Here is a 21,211-nt window from a genome sequence, read left to right as displayed (position 1 = left end):
TAACTTGAGATTACACGATGCATACAGAATTAATTTCGCAATTATTTTCAGTATCAACTCACGATATAAATTTTTATTATCGCGGTGTATTTAGTTTTTTAGCTTTATCAACTTTTCAAACAGCTACAAAGTTTTAAGTTTCAAACCTTGCGTGATGATTTTATATCTACATTTTTAAAGCTTGTCAAACACTAATTTCAAATAATTTTAATTTTATTTCTCATGAGAGGGCTTAAAGTTATTTTAACCTCTTTTTAAAGTAGGCTTTGTTGGCTTTTTGTTTAGATTTGTGGTCCCTAATTATTTTAATATTGTATCTTTTAAAATATTTGTACCACGTAAAAATTCTTCTATATTCAAAGCTTTTTTACTCTCTTGCTGAAGTTTTTTCACTCGTAATATACCGCTTCCACAAGCTATTTCCAGCTTATCACTAATAACGGTGCCGGAAGTAAAGTGATGCTCCGCATTTAAATATTCTGCTTCAAGGATTTTAATTATTTTATCATTATAACTAAAATATGCTCCGGGCCAGGGATTCATCCCTCTTATTTTACAATCTATTTTATATGCGGATTCATGCCAATTAATTTTTCCTTCTTCTTTAGTTAATTTATGAGCATACGTAACGCCATCACTTGACTGTTTTATCGGTACTATATTATCAATATTTGCAAGTGTTTTTATTAGTAATTCAGCTCCTAAATTAGCACATTTATTATGCAATTCCTCCAATGTTGTCCTTTCTTCTAAATCAAAATCTTCTTTCATCAATATATCACCCGTATCAAGCCCTGCATCCATACGCATAATACATACACCACTTTTCCGATCACCCTCTATAATAGTACGCTGCAGAGGAGCCGCTCCTCTGTGACGAGGCAAATCGGATGGATGGATATTAAGACAGCCGTATTTTTTAGCCTCTAATATAGCTTTCGGCACAATAAAACCATATGCAATAACAACTATAATATCCGCATTAATCTTATTAATTAGATTTATTGTTTCATCATTACGAAGTGTAGAAGGAGTATAAACAGGAATTTGATGCTCAAATGCTAATTGGTGTATTGGAGATTTAGCTAAGTTAAGTCCTCTACCCTTAGCTTTAGGTTGCTGTGTAAAAACAGCTTTAACTTCGTGATGAGTTATAAGTTTTTTAAGGGCGGGAACTGCAAATTCAGGCGTTCCCATAAAGATTACTTTCACACTATATTATTTTTAAGTTTCTTGAGTTTACGAAGTACTACATCGCGTTTTAAATTACTTAAATAATCAATCATAAGCTTACCTTCTAAATGATCATACTCATGCTGTATAACTCTTGCAAGCCAATCATTTGCTTTAAGCTCTTGTGATTTACCATGATAGTCTAAATACCGAATCTTTATAGATTCCGGTCTTGCCACCTCAATACGTTGCTCCGGTACTGAGATACAACCTTCATTAGCCGTAATTAGCTCTTCTGATTTTTCTATTATTTCAGGATTCACTATAAAAAGCGGATAAAAATCCTTTGGTCTTTCTATCGGATCATGATCCTTTATATCAATTACCATAATACGTTTTAATACTCCCACCTGCACGGCAGCAAGCCCTCCCCCGTCCTCATGGTACATAGTTTTAACCATATCATCCATAAATTTTCGTGTTTGATCTGTAAACTCTAAAACCGGCTGAGATTTCTGCTTTAATCTTTCATCAGGTGCCGTTACTATCGGTAATATTGACATAATTAAATCTTAATATTTTATTTTAATATACCATAAAGCCACCAAAATGTAAAGAAAGCAAACCTGCCTAATTCCGGCAATAGTTGCATAATAATCTCACCTATTTGCAATAATTTGTCGAATTAATAATATTTAGTGAAAATAATAGCAAATATCAGATAACATGTTAATAAATAAGGCTTGCATAAAATTAAGGAGGAATATCAATGCATTGGGGTGATATTGAAGAAATTGCCGAACAACTCGAAGAACATTGTAGCGATCACTATAATGAAAAAAAAATTTCATTATTAAAGCTAGAGAAACTGATTAGAGATTTAAAGGACTTTGAAGATGAAGAAAAAAAAGTCGAAGAAGTTACATTAGAAGAAATTCTAGACAAATGGGAAGAAATACGTGAAGAGATGGGAGAAATAAATTAAGTAGTTATTTTCAGGCATTTATAATTTATAAATTAACTTTATAAAAATATATTATAATCAATAAAAATATAGCAACTGCCTGAAAAAAAACTCTTAAAGTCATTAACTTTGAACTAAATTTCTTATCACACTTTCCACCGATAGCCATCGACACTACCCCTATAATAAGAACCGAAACGGTTAAACCAATCGCAATTAATAACCACATCATAATTTATTGCTCAATATATAATTTCCTACACAAAGATTATATGCTTTTTCTCTTTTAAATCAATTATCTAATTAATATTTGAGCTCCAGTTCAAAAATTAACTAATTCTTCACAAAAAATAACAATTCTAGGGATACAAATATGTATTTCATCAAATATAGATAATGCAACAATTACTTCAAAAGAAAAAGAGATATTAGGTTCTTGCGTTCTTATTAATTTCCGCTTAAAAATATCTAAAAATACAAATAATTTAATTTTCCACACGCAAGAACTTAGAATATTTTGAGAAACCTAATCTAAGCTTTCTGAGTTACACTATATATATTATCTAGCAGTTTAACAAAAGCACCATTTCCTCAAACATTAGCACAAGTGATTACAGGATCAGACAAGATATAAAGAGCTGTAATCAGAGACATCATATTAGTATTAAAACCTAGATATTGTTCAAGTATAGGAAGCATTACAATAATTCCTCCACCTAGTATAGCGGCTACTGAAAATTTTGCCAATACAAAATAAAAAGCAAAAATAAGATAATTAAATAAAGTAGGTTCAGCTAATCCATAACTTTTTAGTATAGCATAAGCTAAAATCGGTATAGCGAAACAATCGCAAACAAGATGAATATTTACCGTTATTGGTACAACAGTACGAGCGAGTGCTTTATTATTTGTATTATTTTCCGCTCCTATTATACTAAGTGGCATACTTATAACACTAGACATAGCACTAAATCCACTTATAGATGCTGGCATCATATTACTGAGGCTAGCTATGAATTCCTTAACTCGACAGTTACTTAGAATAAAATAAGCAAGAAAGATATAACCAAACTAAGCAAATGCGATTGTCACAAAAATGAACATATAATCTTTAATAATTATACCTGATACTTCATCAAACTGTAATTTTACGATAAAGCCCATTATAAATAAGGGAATTATATAGATAAACAATCACAATATTTTTGCAACAAATGCTTCCATCTTGAAAGCCACTCCAATTGCAATCTCAGCACAAAATTTTGAGGATATAAAGCCTAAGATAATACTACTAAATACGATTTTATCATTAGAAATAATATTAGGAAAATTAAGTAACCATAAAGGCTTTAAACTATCATTTTCTATAGGAGAAATCATTGATAAATCGAATTGGTATATGTATATACCTACATAATGACTTATGAAAGTAGAACAAAATTAGACCCACGCACTAGTAATAATATTAAGAAAACTATACGTGTTGCATCTTTGGCTAGCATTACAACAGATTTAAAAAGTAAGCCAAAAATAATTAAAGGAAGAAATAATCTAATTGTAGATTTTATAGATTGACTTATTGAATATAATAACCTTTTTACTTCTAGACTCATTAGTGGGTTTAACAATATGATAGCTATGATAATAGCCATTAAAATAAGTGGTATTTTACTAAACATAAAACTTACCTAATAATAATTAGTTAATTTAAAGGGGTGGATATAATTAAAAGAAAGATATAGAAATATTGTTACCGGCTTGAACCGGTTGTAGTAGTAAAGAAAGACTGGAAAGTTAATATTTGCATATTCATAAATTCAACATACAGTTATTATAGAGAGAAAAATTAGTGTTGCAATACTTTTCTAGAAGCTCTTTGGGAGGTATTGCTAATTAAAAGCAGAGTAGTTAATAAATTAACGTTATTGCGAGGAAAATTACGAAGTAATTCGACGAAGCAAGGAAGAAAAAAATTCTAGTTTACAGAATTTTTTTATTATTTTTCTGGATACCGCAAACAAGCCGCACAACTGTCCGAAGCTGAAAAATAAGTAGAATAAGCAATTGTTTTTACAACTATTGCTGGTAGTATTTTTAATGTTTTACGTTAAAAATACCATTTTTAGCTATTAAATGGCTTTTGTTCATTTTAACTTCGGACAGTTGTGCGAACAAGTCGCGGTATGACACTGAGTAGGTTTGCCGATCCACGCAACAACGCCTTAACTAAAAACAACATCACCATTATACTTCAAAGTAAAATGAACAGTAGTATACTGCGACACAACTTCAAAAAGAGCAAGGAATCCACAAGGCGAGGAGCGGCAGCAGTTGTAGAAGTCAAGATTTAATCTTACAGACATTATAAAAATTATATCTGAATGTCTGATAAGTTATGACTGTCAGATGAGTATTCAAGATATAAGATTTCGTTATTCTTTTCAACAGCTAACTTTTTACTATCCATAAAAGTCTGCATAGGTGTTTTTCCATAGCAATATTTACCGGAATGCGGTCTTTCATTATTATAATATTCTAGCCAAATATCAAGATCTAGTTGTAGATCATCAAGATCAGTATAGATCTTTTTACGCATAGCAGTATCAAAGAATTCTTGTTTCATAGTTTTATTAAAACGTTCACACATACCATTTGTTTGAGGAGAATATGCTTTAGTAGTAGTATGCTCAATACCCTCAATGCTTAAGAACAATTCAAAAGCATGATGTTCTATATTACCTTTATACTCACCACCTCTATCAGTTAAAATACGAAGTACTGGTATTTGCTGACTCTCATACCATGGTAACACTCTATCATTAAGCATGTCAGCAGCGGTAAGTGCTGTTTTATCAGTATATAGTTTAGCCTCTGCAACCCGAGTGTAACTATCAATAAACACTTGAGAATATACCTTGCCTATGCCTTTAAAATTACCTACATAATATGTGTCTTGGCATCCTAGATAACCTGGATGCTGTGTATCAATCTCACCATGAGCTTCTTTCTCGCTACGCCGTTTCTCTAATACTTGTAACTGAGCTTCGGTAAGAACAATACCATCCTGAGCCATTTTGGCTTCTAATGCTTTAAGTCTTTTATTGATATTATTTAAATCATTACGTAGCCAAATAGGTCTAACTCCTCCAGGTGATACAAGAATACCAGTCTTTTTAAGCTCATTTGATACTCGCAGCTGACCATAAGCGGGGTATTCTATTGCCATATCTAATACTGCTCTCTCTACGGCAGGATCAACTCTATTCGCTATAATTGGCTTCTTCCGACTAATCTCATATAATGCTTCTTCTCCTCCTGTTTCATATAACTCTTTAAACCTATAATAACTGTCTCTACTGTAACCCATAGCTTTATATGCTGACGATATACTACCAAGACTCCTAGCTAATTCTAGTAATCCTATTTTTGGCTTTATTATTTTTTGATTTAGATTCATCTCTAATCCTCCATTTAATATTATCTTAATTTTACTAAATGTAAGATTAAATCTCAACTATTACACTTAATACGTGAGCACCACAGCTCTTGTAGGATGACGTAGCCAGTTTTTGAAGTTCATCAAGTATACACCTCTTCTGCCTGCTCTAAATCTTCCTTTAACTCACTATCTTCTTCGCTTTCAGAAGTTTCAGCAATTAAAGAGACAGATACGACTTTTTCACCTTCATCTAGCTTAAATAGGATTACGCCGCTAGTGTTACGTCCCGTAATACGCACTGACTCAAGTTTACAGCGAATTAACTTACCGCTATTGGTGATCAGCATTAGCTCATCATCCATTTTAACCGGCATAACACCGACGACTAAACCGGTTTTGTCGTTAATATCCATATTGATTATACCGCTGCCGCCACGGTCAGTAATTCTATAGCCATAAGCCGAGCTTCTTTTACCAAAACCGTTCTCTGTAACCGTCAAGATAAATTCTTCGGAATTTGCCATTTCTAAAATAGAATCTGCAGTCAAAGTTACACTTAACTCTTCAAGGTTAAACTTCTCACCTTTAGCAATCTCAAGCCTTTTTTCCCATGGCACTGTTAAATAAGCATCTCTATCCTCTTTTGTACTGCTGATGCCTTTAAGCACGGTCATAGAAATTACCGAATCCTCTTTAGCAAGTTTCATACCTCGCACTCCGTCGGAAGTACGGCTCTTAATAACACGCAGCGATCCAACAGGGAATCTTAAAGCTTTACCGGCTTTGGTTGCAAGTAAAATATGCTCGTCTTCTTTACATGGTTTTACGTCTATTAATTTATCATCCTCATCAAGCCTAATAGCAATTTTGCCGTTCGACTGAATTTTTTTGAAATCTAATAAATCGCTTCTTCTGATGTTACCCTTGGCAGTTGCGAACATAATATTTAAATTATCCCACTCATCCTGATTTTCAGGTAGCGGCATAATATTTGTAATATGCTCATTTTCTTTCAACGATAATATATTAACCATTGGTCTTCCTTTACCTTGCGGATTACTTAAAGGTAATTTATATAATTTTAAACTATATACCTGACCTATATTTGAGAAGAACAACATTGGCGTGTGAGTACTACCGACAAAAACTTGCGTGGTAATATCTTCATCACGCATTGAGAGCCCTGATCTACCTTTACCGCCACGTTTTTGCGAACGATAGCTACTTAGAGGTACACGCTTGATATACCCGCCAAGCGTTACGGTTACAACCATCTCTTCACGTTGAATTAAATCTTCTATATCTTGATCAAATTCGCCGAATTCAATTGAAGTAAGACGAGGAGTCGCAAATTCTTCTTTAACTTTAATTAACTCTTCCTTTAAAATCTCAAGCAACCTTGTGCGAGAGCCAAGTATATTAAGGTACTCGGCAATTTCCGTAGCGAGGTTCTTTAAGTCCTCTTCAAGCTTGTTTTTCTCCATAGCGGTTAGACGTTGTAGTCTCATCTCTAAGATTGCCTTAGCCTGCACCTCAGTAAAGCTACATTTGCCTTGCACATTTAACATTGCTTTATCATCAACTAGCTTCACAAGCGGTAGAATATTTAACGCATCCCAGCTGCGTGCCATTAATTCTTGTTTAGCTGCATTTGGATCATTTGAAGCTTTGATAATACGTATTATTTCATCGATATTACTAACGGCAATGGTTAACCCTAGTAAAATATGCGCTCTATCTCTTGCTTTATTTAGCAAATATATAGTACGGTTAGTAATTACCACTTCCCTAAAACTAACGAAAGCCGCAATTACTTCTTTCAAATTCATCACTTTCGGTAGTCCGTCTTTAAGAGCAAGCATAATAACACCGAAACTAGTTTGTAGCTGCGTACATGCGTATATTTGATTTAAGACTACCTCAGCAACTACGTCTTTCTTTAACTCAATGAAAATTCTTACACCGTTTTTATTCGATTCGTCACGTAAATCACTTATACCCTCAATACGTTTCTCTTTAACCATCTCAGCAATCTTTTCAACAAGTCTTGCTTTATTTATCATATACGGTATTTCGGTAATAATAATTGCTTGACGGTTATTACCGATATTCTCAATCTCGGCTCGACCTCGCATAATTATACTACCTCTACCAGTAAGATATGCCGATCTAATACCGCTAATGCCTAAAATCATTGAACCTGTAGGAAAATCTGGTCCTTTAACGACTTCGAGTAAATCTAATATTTCTATATCGTTATTATCTATATATAAACAACAAGCCTCGATAACCTCACCTAAATTGTGCGGAGGGATATTAGTTGCCATACCGACCGCAATACCTCCGCTACCGTTAACCAATAAATTGGGAAACATTGCAGGAAGTACGGAAGGCTCTTCTTCAGAACCATCGTAATTAGGGTTAAAGCTGACAGTCTCTTTATCGATATCCTCTACAAGCTTATGCGAAACTTTGGCCATTCGAGATTCGGTATATCTCATTGCCGCCGCCGCATCACCGTCCATCGAGCCGAAATTACCTTGCCCGTCTACAAGCGGTAAACGCAAGGAAAAATCTTGTGCCATACGTACTAACGAGTCGTAAATAGCACTATCACCGTGCGGATGGTATTTACCCATCACGTCACCGACTATTCTTGCGGATTTTCTATAAGGTTTGCTAGCATGATTACCGGCTTCATGCATAGAATAGATAATTCGGCGATGTACCGGCTTTAAGCCGTCCCGAACATCCGGTATAGCTCTACTTACTATAACACTCATAGCATAATCAAGATAAGATACTTTCATCTCATCTTCGATATTTACCGGTACTAAATTAGAAAAATTTTGATCACTCACGATTACTTAGCCTTAAATTTAATTTAATGAATTATATTTAATTATAGAGACATAATAAATTTCTTTCAAGGACTGCTTGTATTTACTTTGTGCTTTGAAAGGCAGTATTAAAATTCTTTTAGAAAGGAGTTTTAAATAATGTGTAGCCAAGATAAAAGGAGATTTTTATTTTGGCTACTAATTTAATTTTATCCTAAACTTTCTACACAATTATTATTTTCTATACTAGTATCACTTTGAAACTCATAGAATGCATTAGCCAAACTTATTGCTTCATATAATAGGTTATTCTCTGATTCTATGTCTAATTCCTTATTGATGCACCACTCATTTATATTTTCGTTATAGATAAATAAATCTTTAGCTGATGATTCTAATTCATTTAAATCATTGCTAGAGAATCTGTTTTTACTTAAATCATTGTTAATTCTATTAATTAAATATCCTCTTTCTATTAATAGCTTTAGCAAGCCATATTCACCAAATAAGTGTGTTGTTCCTACACAACATACAATATCTTTATTATATTCTTTAAAGTAATGATCTATTTTAGTTATCCATGCTGTGTTACGTTGTTTAATGAGCAGTGTATCATCTGATGGGATCATATCTGTCAACATATGCCCGGTCGTGCCTCCGTATTGCAGTTTAGAGTAAATAGTCTATAATCCTCAAACAGTAATAAGAGAGAATTATAGTTAAGGAGTTATGGCAAAAATAGATGTTAAGTGTAGATATTGTAACAACACAGAAGAAGTAATAAAGTCAGGATATTCAATTTCAAAACAACAGAGATATCAATGCAAGCGGTGTAATCGATATTTTTAATTGGAGTATATTAATAATGCATCTAAGCCTGGAGTTAAGGAGCAAATAGTAGAAATGTCAATCAACGGCTCTGGAGTTAGAGATACAGTAAGAGTATTAAAAGTGGGTATCAATACAGTTATCCGTGTTTTAAAAAAATCTAGTATTAAAAAACAATAAATCATTCTATCAGTACAACAGAAGTAATTATTGCTCCTGAGATAGATGAACAATGGTCTTATGTACAGAATAAATCCAGACAACGATGGCTTTGGTATGCCTTGGATAAGATTTCGTTAAAAGTAGTTGCTTATACGTTTGGTACAAGATGTGATAGCACATTAGAATCATTACTGAAAAAACTAGAGAATTTCAAGGTGACTTTTTACTATACAGATGGATGGGGGAGTTATGCTAGGTTATTAGACCCTAAAAAGCATATTATCAGTAAAAAATACACTCAACGGATAGAACGAAGTAACTTGAACCTTAGAACGAGATGCAAGAGGCTTGCACGTAAGACAATCTGCTTTTCCAAGTCATTGGATATTCATGATAAGGTTATTGGTACTCTTATTGAACGTATAGCTTTTTAATAGGCGTAACTGCAATATGGAGGCATGACCCTTTTGCAAGTAAAAGCTTAACCATTTCTTTATTTTGCGATAAAGCAACTTCTAAAAAGGTGCTAATTTGTAATAGTTGAGATTTAATCTTACATTTAGTAAAATTAAGATAATATTAAATGGAGGATTAGAGATGAATCTAAATCAAAAAATAATAAAGCCAAAAATAGGATTACTAGAATTAGCTAGGAGTCTTGGTAGTATATCGTCAGCATATAAAGCTATGGGTTACAGTAGAGACAGTTATTATAGGTTTAAAGAGTTATATGAAACAGGAGGAGAAGAAGCATTATATGAGATTAGTCGGAAGAAGCCAATTATAGCGAATAGAGTTGATCCTGCCGTAGAGAGAGCAGTATTAGATATGGCAGTAGAATACCCTGCTTATGGTCAGCTGCGAGTATCAAATGAGCTTAAAAAGACTGGTATTCTTGTATCACCTGGAGTGTAGAAGTCAAGATTTAATCTTACAGACATTATAAAAATTATATCTGAATGTCTGATAAGTTATGACTGTCAGATGAGTATTCAAGATATAAGATTTCGTTATTCTTTTCAACAGCTAACTTTTTACTATCCATAAAAGTCTGCATAGGTGTTTTTCCATAGCAATATTTACCGGAATGCGGTCTTTCATTATTATAATATTCTAGCCAAATATCAAGATCTAGTTGTAGATCATCAAGATCAGTATAGATCTTTTTACGCATAGCAGTATCAAAGAATTCTTGTTTCATAGTTTTATTAAAACGTTCACACATACCATTTGTTTGAGGAGAATATGCTTTAGTAGTAGTATGCTCAATACCCTCAATGCTTAAGAACAATTCAAAAGCATGATGTTCTATATTACCTTTATACTCACCACCTCTATCAGTTAAAATACGAAGTACTGGTATTTGCTGACTCTCATACCATGGTAACACTCTATCATTAAGCATGTCAGCAGCGGTAAGTGCTGTTTTATCAGTATATAGTTTAGCCTCTGCAACCCGAGTGTAACTATCAATAAACACTTGAGAATATACCTTGCCTATGCCTTTAAAATTACCTACATAATATGTGTCTTGGCATCCTAGATAACCTGGATGCTGTGTATCAATCTCACCATGAGCTTCTTTCTCGCTACGCCGTTTCTCTAATACTTGTAACTGAGCTTCGGTAAGAACAATACCATCCTGAGCCATTTTGGCTTCTAATGCTTTAAGTCTTTTATTGATATTATTTAAATCATTACGTAGCCAAATAGATCTAACTCCTCCAGGTGATACAAGAATACCAGTCTTTTTAAGCTCATTTGATACTCGCAGCTGACCATAAGCGGGGTATTCTATTGCCATATCTAATACTGCTCTCTCTACGGCAGGATCAACTCTATTCGCTATAATTGGCTTCTTCCGACTAATCTCATATAATGCTTCTTCTCCTCCTGTTTCATATAACTCTTTAAACCTATAATAACTGTCTCTACTGTAACCCATAGCTTTATATGCTGACGATATACTACCAAGACTCCTAGCTAATTCTAGTAATCCTATTTTTGGCTTTATTATTTTTTGATTTAGATTCATCTCTAATCCTCCATTTAATATTATCTTAATTTTACTAAATGTAAGATTAAATCTCAACTATTACAGCTTATGGTCAGCTGCGAGTATCAAATGAGCTTAAAAAGACTGGTATTCTTGTATCACCTGGAGGAGTTAGATCTATTTGGCTACGTAATGATTTAAATAATATCAATAAAAGACTTAAAGCATTAGAAGCCAAAATGGCTCAGGATGGTATTGTTCTTACCGAAGCTCAGTTACAAGTATTAGAGAAACGGCGTAGCGAGAAAGAAGCTCATGGTGAGATTGATACACAGCATCCAGGTTATCTAGGATGCCAAGACACATATTATGTAGGTAATTTTAAAGGCATAGGCAAGGTATATTCTCAAGTGTTTATTGATAGTTACACTCGGGTTGCAGAGGCTAAACTATATACTGATAAAACAGCACTTACCGCTGCTGACATGCTTAATGATAGAGTGTTACCATGGTATGAGAGTCAGCAAATACCAGTACTTCGTATTTTAACTGATAGAGGTGGTGAGTATAAAGGTAATATAGAACATCATGCTTTTGAATTGTTCTTAAGCATTGAGGGTATTGAGCATACTACTACTAAAGCATATTCTCCTCAAACAAATGGTATGTGTGAACGTTTTAATAAAACTATGAAACAAGAATTCTTTGATACTGCTATGCGTAAAAAGATCTATACTGATCTTGATGATCTACAACTAGATCTTGATATTTGGCTAGAATATTATAATAATGAAAGACCGCATTCCGGTAAATATTGCTATGGAAAAACACCTATGCAGACTTTTATGGATAGTAAAAAGTTAGCTGTTGAAAAGAATAACGAAATCTTATATCTTGAATACTCATCTGACAGTCATAACTTATCAGACATTCAGATATAATTTTTATAATGTCTGTAAGATTAAATCTTGACTTCTACAAAAAAAGCATATTATCAGTAAAAAATACACTCAACGGATAGAACGAAGTAACTTGAACCTTAGAACGAGATGCAAGAGGCTTGCACGTAAGACAATCTGCTTTTCCAAGTCATTGGATATTCATGATAAGGTTATTGGTACTCTTATTGAACGTATAGCTTTTTAATAGGCGTAACTGCAATATGGAGGCATGACCTTTTTCTTCTTGAGTCTTTGCTTCTAACAATCTCTTATTTGTACTTGAATTTGCTTTGAGTCTTGCTTCTTCAATGTAATTTTCTACAAGCCATTCAGCTATTCCATAAGAGGTAAATTTCTGCCCTTCATTTTCTTTTAAAAAACCAATGATAGCATTCTTACGATCAAATTCCATATTAAATATACTAATAATTGAAATACTATAAATATATACATGTTATTTTATAAATTTCATCTTTAAACTACCAATCTTGATGATTTTATAAAGTATTATTTATACTATGAGTAAATGAAAAGTAGGTAGACGAAGTTTAATTTGGAAAAGAGCAAGGTGTCTTGAAGCTGATGACCGCAGCGTACAACTAGTACGTGAGGATTATCAGCAAGAGACTTTGTCTCCAATTTTTCAAATTAAACGAGTGTGCTTTTCAAATTTAGAAAATAATGTTTTGAAGTTGCGAGTAGTAATATTTGCTACTTCTTTTGATGTGATATTTTTGAGTTCGGCGACTTTCTCGGCAACATATCTAACGAAAGCCGGTTCGTTTTGTTTGCCTCGCATAGGCGTAGGTGCTAAATAAGGTGAGTCGGTTTCAATCAATAATCTATCGAGCGGCACATATTTAACTATTTCCTGCAAATCGGTTGCATTCTTGAAAGTAATAATACCGGACATTGAAATATATAAACCGATATCTAACATTTTGGTTGCTAGATTTTTTGATGAGATAAAACAATGAATTAGCCCGGGAAATTTAGTATTACGCATTTCCGAGGTTAAAATGTCAATAGTGTCTTCGTCTGCTTCTCTTGTATGAACAATAATAGGTAAATTAGTAGCGGATGCCGCATGTATATGTGCTACAAATGAATCTTGCTGTAATTTTTTATCGTAAGGCTGATGATAATAATCAAGACCTGTCTCACCGATTCCGATAATTTTCGGATGCTTGGTAAGCTTAATAATTACCTCAGCGTCATTGCGAGGAGAGATGTAGTCTTGACGTGGCGATCTTGTCCAAACTTCCTGAGATTGCCACAGCACTTGCAGTGCCTCGCAATGACTAATAGAAGAATTCACTTCGCACGGATGCGCCCCAACAGAAGCAAAAACATTTTCATATTTTTCAGCTATTTCTAAAATAATCGGTAATTCTTCAATTTTAGTGCAGATAGTTTGCATATACTGTACATTATTTTCTAATGCTCTTTGAATGATAGAATCTAAATCCGTATCTTTAGTAAGTAAATTCAGATGACAATGCGAATCTATTAGCATGCTATAACACCGATGTTATTCCTGCTTTCAGGCGTTGTTGTATGGATACTAGAACCTTCATTGAGAGGAGCGAAGCTTTGTTGCAATCTCATGAAATAAACTCCTGAGGTTGCTTCGTCGAAACTTACAGTTGCTTCTCGCAATGACGATAAAAATTTATTCATACAACATCCCCTCAAATCTTGGAAATATTATGGTAGGTTCTAAAATATCGCTACCCGCCCTTAAAGCATAATCACGTATTAAATGCTTAAATAAACGTTCTTCTTTATTTACCCCTAACTGATCTAGCATTTTATTCGCCGAACTCGGTATAAAAGACAGAAGCATTATCGCAATATAGCGCAACACCTCTAGTAAAGTATATAACACCTCTAACATTTTATCCGGATCGGTTTTTTTCAAATTCCAAGGTGCTTCACTATCAATATAGATATTTGCCTCTTCGGCTAAATTAATAATATTTTCAAGAATTTTATTAATCTCTGTTTTGTCCATCAATAAAATATTCTGCTCGGCAAATTTACTTGCGGTTTTTAAAATCGGTAGCTCATATATTTTATCAATGATATTTTGCTCAATTAACGGCACTTTGCCGTCATTATTTTTATAAACAAAAGATGTAGTACGCTGCAATAAATTACCTATTTTGTTTGATAGCTCGCTATTAATACGGGTAATTAAATTACTGCGAGCAAAGTTACCGTCTGCCCCAAAAGTTACCTCACGCATCAGAAAATACCTAACCTGATCAACGCCGAACTCATCGATTAATTTCATCGGATCAATGGTATTACCAAGAGATTTAGAAATTTTCTGCCCCTCATTCGTCCACCAACCATGAGCCATAACAGTTTTCGGCAGCGGAATTTCAGCGGCCATTAAGAAAGCCGGCCAATAAACCGCATGAAAACGTAAGATATCTTTACCAACTACATGCAAATCAGCCGGCCAAAATTTACCGTAATTACTTTGTGCTTCGGGATAACCGAGTGCCGAAATATAATTAGCAAGTGCATCAAGCCAAACATAAATTACATGTTTTTCGTTATTTGGAACTTTTATCCCCCAGTTAAAAGTAGTACGCGATACTGATAAATCTTTTAGACCTGATTTAACAAAGCTAATTACTTCGTTACGCCTTGATATAGGTCTAATAAAATCAGGATTTGCTTCATAAAACTCAAGCAATTTATTCTGCCATTTTGAAAGGTTAAAGAAATAGCTTGGCTCTTTAACCCATTCAACTGGTGCACCCGTCGGTGCTAAACCGTCACTCGTAAGTTCCGACTCATCAAAAAAAGCCTCATCTCGCACTGCATACCATCCTTCATAAAAACCTTCATAAATAGTACCGTTATCTAGTAATTTTTGCCAAAAAACAGCTACGGCTTCTTTATGCCTATCTTCCGTTGTTCTGATAAAATCATCATTGGAAATATTCATAGCAGTCATCAGATTGCGAAAGCTTTGCGATGTCTGATCAGTAAATTTTTGAGGATCGATATTTTTGCTAATAGCTGCTTTTTCTACTTTCTGCCCGTGTTCGTCAGCCCCAGTTAAAAACATTACATCGAAACCCCGAAGTCGCATGAAACGAGCAATAATGTCGCTTGCAACGCTAGTATAAGCATGACCGATATGAGGAACATCGTTAACGTAATATATAGGGGTAGTAATGTAGTAAGTATTTTTCATAGTATAATTCTAATAAATGAAGAGTTGGTAGACGAAGGTCAATTTCAAAAAGAGCCAGGAGTTCTCAAGACGAGGAGCGGAGCATATACCTAATACGTGAGCACCCTCGTCCTTGTAGAACGACGTAGCCAGTTTTTGAAATTCACCGAGTATATAGATGCTTTTTTATTAACTCATGTACTTCAAGCGGACTTAAATCTGATGCTTTAATTGTTTTTATTCTCTCAGGAAATCTATTACTTAATTCTTTAAAGCAATCATAGATTTTTTTATAAAAATCTATACCTCTTACGTCAAATTTATTGCTCATATTTCGTGAATTGACTCTCTTAATAGCAGTATCCAGCTCTACATCAATAAAAAACGTAATATCCGGCATAAGAGAAGGCATTAAAGTTTTGTGCATATTATAAACTAAATCTATGCCGTTTTCTAGCTCTAATCCTTGATAACATGCAGTTGAGTCAATAAACCTATCACATATTACTATATGTCCATCTTGCAGAGCCGGTATAATTTTCCGCGCCATATGATCATAACGTGCTGCCATAGCTTGTAATAGCTCGGACATGGGTAATAATTCTTCATGTACTAGGATTTCACGCATTTTTTCGGCGACGGCAGTACCGCCAACTTCACGAGTTAAAATAACGGGAGTATTTTGAGATTTTAAATATTCATAGAGCATTTGAGATTGAGTAGATTTGCCAATCCCCTCCCCGCCCTCAAACGTAATAAACTTTCCTTGTTTCAAATTATTCATTAATTACAATTACTTTAAGCTATAACTTTATAATCATATCTCTTAAAAAAATATTTACAAGGAAGATTACATACTTATATACTCCTACAAAATGAAGAACAGTTATACGAAGCTCAATTTGGAAAAGAGCAAGGCGTTTTGAAGCTTTTAACCGCAGCATACATACTAGTACGTGAGGATTAAAAGCAAAAAACAACGTAGTTAATTTTTCAAATTGAGCGAGTATACATTATAAATTTAAATTATTAGTATATGAGCAATTCGTTAAGCAAAAGGGATTTTTCGATTCTAATCGGTAATGCGATGGACCATTTTGATACTGCACTTTATGGTTTTCTTGCACCGTTACTTGCCGGTATTTTCTTTCCGAATCATGATAAAATTGTCGCCTTAATACTTACCTATAGTGTTCTTGCTACATCATTATTTACACGTCCTATAGGCTCTTATTTTTTTGGCGTAATTGCTAAAAAATACGGTGAGGTTTTTGCTTTATCTCACTCTTTGACCGGCGTTGCTTTAACAACTAGCCTAATCGGTCTAATTCCTTCTCATACACAAATAGGCTGGCTTGCACCGCTATTATTAGTTGTGCTTAGGACGTTGCAAGGAGTATACTCCGAGGGTGAATGTGCTATTGCTAAATTATTTATTTTAGAGAATAAAGAAGAAAAAAAAGCGTTTAAAGCTTCTTATCTTTATCAAACATCTACTATGGTCGGTATTATCCTTGCTTCATTTATCAGTACTATAGTTTTAAATGTAGAATATAATACATATTGGCGTTTATGTTTCATATTTGGCGGATTTACGGCCCTTATAGGTTATTTTTTAAGGAAGAGTCAGGATTATACGTCATTGCGAGCGACCAAAAGGAGCGTGGTAATCTCAGGAGTTTTGCCTAAGATTGCTTCGTCAAAACCTACGGTTTTTCCTCGCAATGACGTAGTATCATCGCTATTACACGATCTAACCACAATTTGGAACAACAAGCTAAGTATCTTACGAATTAGTTTTGCAGGCGGTTTCTGGTATATGATTTATATGATACCGTTCGTATTTATGAATAGTTTTATCCCTCTCATTACTGATATATCTTTAGAAACGATGATGAAGTTTAATACTGAATTTCTAATTTTTGATATGGTGATGATTCCAGTAATCGGATATTTAACAACGAAACTACATTATCTTAAATTATTAAAGAGTATTCTTGTTATAATAATTTTAACCACTATTCCTTTATGGCTATTCTTAAATAATTCTTCTATATGGTATGTTAATTTCGTACGTGTTTGGATTATAACACTTGGCGTTTCTCACTTAGCACCTTTAGATTGCTGGTTAAATGATTTATTTAAAACTTCTGATAAATATATGCTAGTCGGCATCGGCTGGAGTATCGGTTCTTCATTAATCGGACGCCTTACCCCGTCAATCTGCCTAATGCTTTGGCATGTAACAGGTAGCTCTTTATCAATTGCGGTTTATATAACGGTAATATCGATGGTAACCTTCTGGGCTGTGAGAGCGGTACGTTAATAGACCTCTTCGGAAACTCGCTTATAGTGAGAAATTTGAAGGAGACACGGAACACAGAACCGCAGCGTATATAGACATACGTGAGGATTCGAGTACCGGATCGACGTACAAATTACTCCCTATAAGCTGTAGAAGTCAAGATTTAATCTTACAGACATTATAAAAATTATATCTGAATGTCTGATAAGTTATGACTGTCAGATGAGTATTCAAGATATAAGATTTCGTTATTCTTTTCAACAGCTAACTTTTTACTATCCATAAAAGTCTGCATAGGTGTTTTTCCATAGCAATATTTACCGGAATGCGGTCTTTCATTATTATAATATTCTAGCCAAATATCAAGATCTAGTTGTAGATCATCAAGATCAGTATAGATCTTTTTACGCATAGCAGTATCAAAGAATTCTTGTTTCATAGTTTTATTAAAACGTTCACACATACCATTTGTTTGAGGAGAATATGCTTTAGTAGTAGTATGCTCAATACCCTCAATGCTTAAGAACAATTCAAAAGCATGATGTTCTATATTACCTTTATACTCACCACCTCTATCAGTTAAAATACGAAGTACTGGTATTTGCTGACTCTCATACCATGGTAACACTCTATCATTAAGCATGTCAGCAGCGGTAAGTGCTGTTTTATCAGTATATAGTTTAGCCTCTGCAACCCGAGTGTAACTATCAATAAACACTTGAGAATATACCTTGCCTATGCCTTTAAAATTACCTACATAATATGTGTCTTGGCATCCTAGATAACCTGGATGCTGTGTATCAATCTCACCATGAGCTTCTTTCTCGCTACGCCGTTTCTCTAATACTTGTAACTGAGCTTCGGTAAGAACAATACCATCCTGAGCCATTTTGGCTTCTAATGCTTTAAGTCTTTTATTGATATTATTTAAATCATTACGTAGCCAAATAGATCTAACTCCTCCAGGTGATACAAGAATACCAGTCTTTTTAAGCTCATTTGATACTCGCAGCTGACCATAAGCGGGGTATTCTATTGCCATATCTAATACTGCTCTCTCTACGGCAGGATCAACTCTATTCGCTATAATTGGCTTCTTCCGACTAATCTCATATAATGCTTCTTCTCCTCCTGTTTCATATAACTCTTTAAACCTATAATAACTGTCTCTACTGTAACCCATAGCTTTATATGCTGACGATATACTACCAAGACTCCTAGCTAATTCTAGTAATCCTATTTTTGGCTTTATTATTTTTTGATTTAGATTCATCTCTAATCCTCCATTTAATATTATCTTAATTTTACTAAATGTAAGATTAAATCTCAACTATTACATATAAGCGAGTTTCCGAAGAGGTCTAATGAGATACTGCTTCTAAGTAAGCATCAGGAGTTACTCCTATAATGTCTGTTAGTTCTTTATAGCAATCATCATTTACAAGTCTACAAAACTTAGGTACTTTATAAGATTCTCAACCTGCTCTAATGTGTCCGGCGTACTCGATATCCATATAATTATTACGGATAATATGTATATATTCTTTAAATGCAGATTTATCTTTAGTGCCGTATTTTTCTGCTACTTTATCAAATATCATGCTATTTACATCTTCACGATTATAAACTTTCTGACTATTATACTCACTGCTACTCCAAAATTTTTTAGAATCAGTATGCAAGCGATATTTATCCCCTCTTGAAACCAAAGGGTCAGTAAATTTTTCTATAAAACACAAAAAATATGCTGAATAATAAAATTCTGCTGTTGGGTCTTTTATTAATGCTGCAAAAGATTTTTTATCAGTATTGTTTCTTAACATAGTTCATATCCTTTTTATTATTTAGAGTAATCATACTAATAAAAAGTTAAAAAATAAACTATTTTTTAATAAAATACTAAACTTAACAGTACCCCGACATAATTATTAGCTCTGAATCTTGTCATACAATCAGCTGGATTTCGGGTATCAAGAGTCGCTACTTGCAATATCAGTAAAATTAAAGCAGCTAAAATAGGTAAATAGTCGATATTACGGTTAGTTATCTTTGTTGCTAAGATAAATAATAATATAAAACCTATATAACATACATAAAGCCAAAATTTAGGATGCTTGTTCTCTAAATATATGCTTAAAGATTTTACTCCTATTTTCTTATCGTCTTTTATATCCATATAGCCGTAAATCGTATCATAGCCGGCTGCCCAAAAACAGCATGCTAAATACATAATAATTGCTGCCGCATCAAGTTTATTCTGAACTGTCGCATACGCTATTAATGCCCCGAGCTTAAAAGTAAAGCCCATAAATATTTGCGGGAAGTAGGTAATACGTTTCGTTAGCGGATATAGGCTAATCATTATTACCGCAAAAAAACCTGTATATATGGCTGTTTTGTTTAAAAGTAGCAAGATACAAAGCGAGATAATACTAAGAATAAGCAGTATAAAAATAGCATAAGAAACAGATAAAGCGCCGCTTGCTAAAGGTCGGTCTTTAGTCCTTGTAACGCGTTGATCAAATTTCCGATCAAATATATCGTTAATAATACACCCACTACTCCTTGTCGTTATACTACCTAAAATAAATAACGGTAATAAATAAGCTAATTCCGTGTTAGAAGGATTTGCAAGCAATAATCCAAATAAAGCAGGAAAAAAAACTAATATATAAGGTACCGGCTTATCTGCCCGCATTAACCTCAAAGTAAGTAAAAGTTTGTTTGGCATTATTAATATTAAACTTTAAATTTAAATAAATGTAGATATTATAGATAATTTAAGATAAAATACGCTGCAAAATAAAGCTACTAAATTTTTATGGTCAAAAAAATTAAAACATGATTCATTAGTAAAAACAATAATGACCAACCCGATAGCAGCTGAGGAGTTTTTAGAATATTATTTACCCGAGGACTTTAAGAAACTAATAGATTTATCAAAAATAACGTTAGAGCAAGAAAGCTATATAGAGGAATCTTTAAACAAGAAATATAGTGATATAGTATATAAAATTAGTACCAAGCGTGAAGAAAAAGCTTTTGTATATGTGTTAATAGAAGCTCAATCAACAATTGATTATTGGACGGCTTTGCGGTTATGGAAATATACGCTATTATTATGTGAAAGACACAAAAAAGGAAAGGATAAATTGTCGCTAGTTTATAATTTAGTTATTTACAACGGCAAAGCAGTTTATAATGCTCCAAGAAATCTATGGAGTTTATTTACTGATAGTGTAATGGCAAATAAATTAATGACGGAAGATTACCGGTTAGTAGATTTGCAAGCTATGTCAGATGATGAAATGGTAACCCCCCCAAAAACAATCGACAAAAGGAGTAGAATTTTCTAGAAACAAAGGAGGAG

The 21,211-nt window shown here is 33.6% G+C and carries 19 protein-coding genes and 6 pseudogenes; 8 read left to right on the top strand and 17 right to left on the bottom strand.

The features are described 5' to 3' along the window. Positions 1 to 300 precede the first annotated feature (300 nt). Positions 301 to 1,212: a methionyl-tRNA formyltransferase gene (gene fmt / locus AC0ODJ_RS03380; RefSeq protein WP_218460852.1), complete on the bottom strand. Its 912-nt coding sequence runs from the start codon at positions 1,210 to 1,212 to the stop codon at positions 301 to 303. Then, positions 1,209 to 1,736, bottom strand: a complete 528-nt coding sequence (gene def / locus AC0ODJ_RS03375) for a peptide deformylase (RefSeq protein ID WP_218460851.1) — start codon at positions 1,734 to 1,736, stop codon at positions 1,209 to 1,211. The genes fmt and def overlap by 4 nt, the downstream gene beginning before the upstream one ends. Before the next feature lie 206 nt (positions 1,737 to 1,942). Between def and iscX the strand changes: the two genes are divergently transcribed. Beyond that, positions 1,943 to 2,158: a Fe-S cluster assembly protein IscX gene (iscX, locus tag AC0ODJ_RS03370; RefSeq protein ID WP_218460850.1), complete on the top strand. Its 216-nt coding sequence runs from the start codon at positions 1,943 to 1,945 to the stop codon at positions 2,156 to 2,158. A gap of 25 nt (positions 2,159 to 2,183) precedes the next feature. Here iscX and AC0ODJ_RS03365 read toward each other — a convergent pair whose 3' ends face one another. The 7 genes from AC0ODJ_RS03365 to AC0ODJ_RS03335 form a co-directional block, all read right to left on the bottom strand. Further along, on the bottom strand, positions 2,184 to 2,369 hold the full coding sequence (locus AC0ODJ_RS03365) for a twin transmembrane helix small protein (protein ID WP_218460849.1): 186 nt from the start codon (positions 2,367 to 2,369) through the stop codon (positions 2,184 to 2,186). Positions 2,370 to 2,459: 90 nt separating this feature from the next. Next, positions 2,460 to 2,636, bottom strand: a complete 177-nt coding sequence (locus AC0ODJ_RS03360; RefSeq protein ID WP_218460848.1) for a peptide deformylase — start codon at positions 2,634 to 2,636, stop codon at positions 2,460 to 2,462. A 92-nt stretch (positions 2,637 to 2,728) separates the two neighbouring features. Beyond that, a complete protein-coding gene (locus tag AC0ODJ_RS03355) occupies positions 2,729 to 3,151 on the bottom strand; it encodes a cation:dicarboxylate symporter family transporter (RefSeq protein WP_371920421.1) in 423 nt (140 codons plus the stop codon). Between the two features lie 180 nt (positions 3,152 to 3,331). Then, complete coding sequence (locus AC0ODJ_RS03350) at positions 3,332 to 3,517, bottom strand: transporter (protein ID WP_218460847.1); 186 nt, start codon at positions 3,515 to 3,517, stop codon at positions 3,332 to 3,334. A gap of 991 nt (positions 3,518 to 4,508) precedes the next feature. Further along, the gene (locus AC0ODJ_RS03345) at positions 4,509 to 5,594 is read right to left on the bottom strand and encodes an IS481 family transposase (protein ID WP_474465598.1); all 1,086 of its coding nucleotides are present in this window, start codon (positions 5,592 to 5,594) and stop codon (positions 4,509 to 4,511) included. A 122-nt stretch (positions 5,595 to 5,716) separates the two neighbouring features. Continuing rightward, a complete protein-coding gene (gyrA, locus tag AC0ODJ_RS03340) occupies positions 5,717 to 8,437 on the bottom strand; it encodes a DNA topoisomerase (ATP-hydrolyzing) subunit A (RefSeq protein WP_218459809.1) in 2,721 nt (906 codons plus the stop codon). A 188-nt stretch (positions 8,438 to 8,625) separates the two neighbouring features. Beyond that, positions 8,626 to 9,045 (bottom strand): TraB/GumN family protein, encoded by a 420-nt coding sequence (locus tag AC0ODJ_RS03335; protein WP_474465031.1) that lies wholly within the window; start codon positions 9,043 to 9,045, stop codon positions 8,626 to 8,628. A gap of 100 nt (positions 9,046 to 9,145) precedes the next feature. Between AC0ODJ_RS03335 and AC0ODJ_RS03330 the strand changes: the two are divergent. Then, positions 9,146 to 9,840, top strand: a pseudogene (locus AC0ODJ_RS03330) (IS1 family transposase). Between the two features lie 163 nt (positions 9,841 to 10,003). Next, positions 10,004 to 10,315 (top strand): annotated as a pseudogene (locus AC0ODJ_RS03325) (helix-turn-helix domain-containing protein); the annotation flags it as partial. A gap of 40 nt (positions 10,316 to 10,355) precedes the next feature. Here the strand turns inward: AC0ODJ_RS03325 and AC0ODJ_RS03320 are convergent. Then, positions 10,356 to 11,441 carry an IS481 family transposase gene (locus tag AC0ODJ_RS03320; RefSeq protein ID WP_121834048.1) on the bottom strand — a complete coding sequence of 362 codons (1,086 nt, stop codon included), beginning with the start codon at positions 11,439 to 11,441 and terminating at the stop codon, positions 10,356 to 10,358. Between the two features lie 65 nt (positions 11,442 to 11,506). On the opposite strand from AC0ODJ_RS03320, the pseudogene AC0ODJ_RS03315 reads away from it, so the two are divergent. Beyond that, positions 11,507 to 12,343, top strand: a pseudogene (locus AC0ODJ_RS03315) (integrase core domain-containing protein); the annotation flags it as partial. Positions 12,344 to 12,374: 31 nt separating this feature from the next. After that, positions 12,375 to 12,548 (top strand): annotated as a pseudogene (locus AC0ODJ_RS03310) (IS1 family transposase); the annotation flags it as partial. On the opposite strand, the gene AC0ODJ_RS03305 reads toward AC0ODJ_RS03310, so the two are convergent. The 4 genes from AC0ODJ_RS03305 to tmk all read right to left on the bottom strand — a co-directional run bounded on the left by AC0ODJ_RS03305 (position 12,492) and on the right by tmk (position 16,320). Then, positions 12,492 to 12,755 (bottom strand): hypothetical protein, encoded by a 264-nt coding sequence (locus tag AC0ODJ_RS03305; protein ID WP_474465030.1) that lies wholly within the window; start codon positions 12,753 to 12,755, stop codon positions 12,492 to 12,494. The pseudogene AC0ODJ_RS03310 and the gene AC0ODJ_RS03305 sit on opposite strands and share 57 nt — an antisense overlap. 231 nt (positions 12,756 to 12,986) lie before the next feature. Further along, a complete protein-coding gene (locus AC0ODJ_RS03300; RefSeq protein WP_218460586.1) occupies positions 12,987 to 13,859 on the bottom strand; it encodes a TatD family hydrolase in 873 nt (290 codons plus the stop codon). A 156-nt stretch (positions 13,860 to 14,015) separates the two neighbouring features. After that, positions 14,016 to 15,557: a methionine--tRNA ligase gene (gene metG / locus AC0ODJ_RS03295; RefSeq protein ID WP_218460588.1), complete on the bottom strand. Its 1,542-nt coding sequence runs from the start codon at positions 15,555 to 15,557 to the stop codon at positions 14,016 to 14,018. 142 nt (positions 15,558 to 15,699) lie between these two features. Further along, a complete protein-coding gene (tmk, locus tag AC0ODJ_RS03290; RefSeq protein WP_474465029.1) occupies positions 15,700 to 16,320 on the bottom strand; it encodes a dTMP kinase in 621 nt (206 codons plus the stop codon). A gap of 252 nt (positions 16,321 to 16,572) precedes the next feature. Here tmk and AC0ODJ_RS03285 point away from each other — a divergent pair, with 252 nt between their 5' ends. Both AC0ODJ_RS03285 and AC0ODJ_RS03280 read left to right on the top strand, forming a co-directional pair. Then, a complete protein-coding gene (locus tag AC0ODJ_RS03285) occupies positions 16,573 to 17,862 on the top strand; it encodes an MFS transporter (RefSeq protein ID WP_218460590.1) in 1,290 nt (429 codons plus the stop codon). Continuing rightward, positions 17,855 to 18,025 (top strand): annotated as a pseudogene (locus AC0ODJ_RS03280) (palindromic element RPE1 domain-containing protein); the annotation flags it as partial. The gene AC0ODJ_RS03285 and the pseudogene AC0ODJ_RS03280, both read left to right, overlap by 8 nt. Before the next feature lie 3 nt (positions 18,026 to 18,028). Here the strand turns inward: AC0ODJ_RS03280 and AC0ODJ_RS03275 are convergent. The 3 genes from AC0ODJ_RS03275 to ubiA all read right to left on the bottom strand — a co-directional run bounded on the left by AC0ODJ_RS03275 (position 18,029) and on the right by ubiA (position 20,572). Continuing rightward, positions 18,029 to 19,114 carry an IS481 family transposase gene (locus tag AC0ODJ_RS03275; protein WP_121834048.1) on the bottom strand — a complete coding sequence of 362 codons (1,086 nt, stop codon included), beginning with the start codon at positions 19,112 to 19,114 and terminating at the stop codon, positions 18,029 to 18,031. 202 nt (positions 19,115 to 19,316) lie between these two features. Continuing rightward, positions 19,317 to 19,664 carry a hypothetical protein gene (locus AC0ODJ_RS03270; protein ID WP_218460004.1) on the bottom strand — a complete coding sequence of 116 codons (348 nt, stop codon included), beginning with the start codon at positions 19,662 to 19,664 and terminating at the stop codon, positions 19,317 to 19,319. A gap of 65 nt (positions 19,665 to 19,729) precedes the next feature. Beyond that, entirely contained in the window at positions 19,730 to 20,572 is an 843-nt protein-coding gene (ubiA, locus tag AC0ODJ_RS03265; protein WP_218460003.1) for a 4-hydroxybenzoate octaprenyltransferase, read from the bottom strand. A gap of 64 nt (positions 20,573 to 20,636) precedes the next feature. Between ubiA and AC0ODJ_RS03260 the strand changes: the two are divergent. Beyond that, positions 20,637 to 21,155, top strand: a pseudogene (locus AC0ODJ_RS03260) (Rpn family recombination-promoting nuclease/putative transposase); the annotation flags it as partial. Between the last annotated feature and the right edge of the window lie 56 nt (positions 21,156 to 21,211).

The organism is Rickettsia senegalensis (genome assembly GCF_056135685.1).
The sequence above is the reverse complement of the archived record's forward strand: the minus strand, read 5'-3'. Positions and strand labels throughout refer to the sequence as shown.

Coding starts and splice junctions, on each gene's coding strand:
- def (WP_218460851.1), bottom strand. CDS start 1,736: ATGTCAATATTACCGATAGTAACGGCACCTGATGAAAGATTAAAGCAG.
- iscX (WP_218460850.1), top strand. CDS start 1,943: ATGCATTGGGGTGATATTGAAGAAATTGCCGAACAACTCGAAGAACAT.
- AC0ODJ_RS03365 (WP_218460849.1), bottom strand. CDS start 2,369: ATGATGTGGTTATTAATTGCGATTGGTTTAACCGTTTCGGTTCTTATT.
- AC0ODJ_RS03350 (WP_218460847.1), bottom strand. CDS start 3,517: ATGATTTCTCCTATAGAAAATGATAGTTTAAAGCCTTTATGGTTACTT.
- AC0ODJ_RS03345 (WP_474465598.1), bottom strand. CDS start 5,594: ATGAATCTAAATCAAAAAATAATAAAGCCAAAAATAGGATTACTAGAA.
- AC0ODJ_RS03335 (WP_474465031.1), bottom strand. CDS start 9,045: ATGATCCCATCAGATGATACACTGCTCATTAAACAACGTAACACAGCA.
- AC0ODJ_RS03320 (WP_121834048.1), bottom strand. CDS start 11,441: ATGAATCTAAATCAAAAAATAATAAAGCCAAAAATAGGATTACTAGAA.
- AC0ODJ_RS03305 (WP_474465030.1), bottom strand. CDS start 12,755: ATGGAATTTGATCGTAAGAATGCTATCATTGGTTTTTTAAAAGAAAAT.
- AC0ODJ_RS03300 (WP_218460586.1), bottom strand. CDS start 13,859: ATGCTAATAGATTCGCATTGTCATCTGAATTTACTTACTAAAGATACG.
- metG (WP_218460588.1), bottom strand. CDS start 15,557: ATGAAAAATACTTACTACATTACTACCCCTATATATTACGTTAACGAT.
- tmk (WP_474465029.1), bottom strand. CDS start 16,320: ATGAATAATTTGAAACAAGGAAAGTTTATTACGTTTGAGGGCGGGGAG.
- AC0ODJ_RS03285 (WP_218460590.1), top strand. CDS start 16,573: ATGAGCAATTCGTTAAGCAAAAGGGATTTTTCGATTCTAATCGGTAAT.
- AC0ODJ_RS03275 (WP_121834048.1), bottom strand. CDS start 19,114: ATGAATCTAAATCAAAAAATAATAAAGCCAAAAATAGGATTACTAGAA.
- AC0ODJ_RS03270 (WP_218460004.1), bottom strand. CDS start 19,664: ATGTTAAGAAACAATACTGATAAAAAATCTTTTGCAGCATTAATAAAA.
- ubiA (WP_218460003.1), bottom strand. CDS start 20,572: ATGCCAAACAAACTTTTACTTACTTTGAGGTTAATGCGGGCAGATAAG.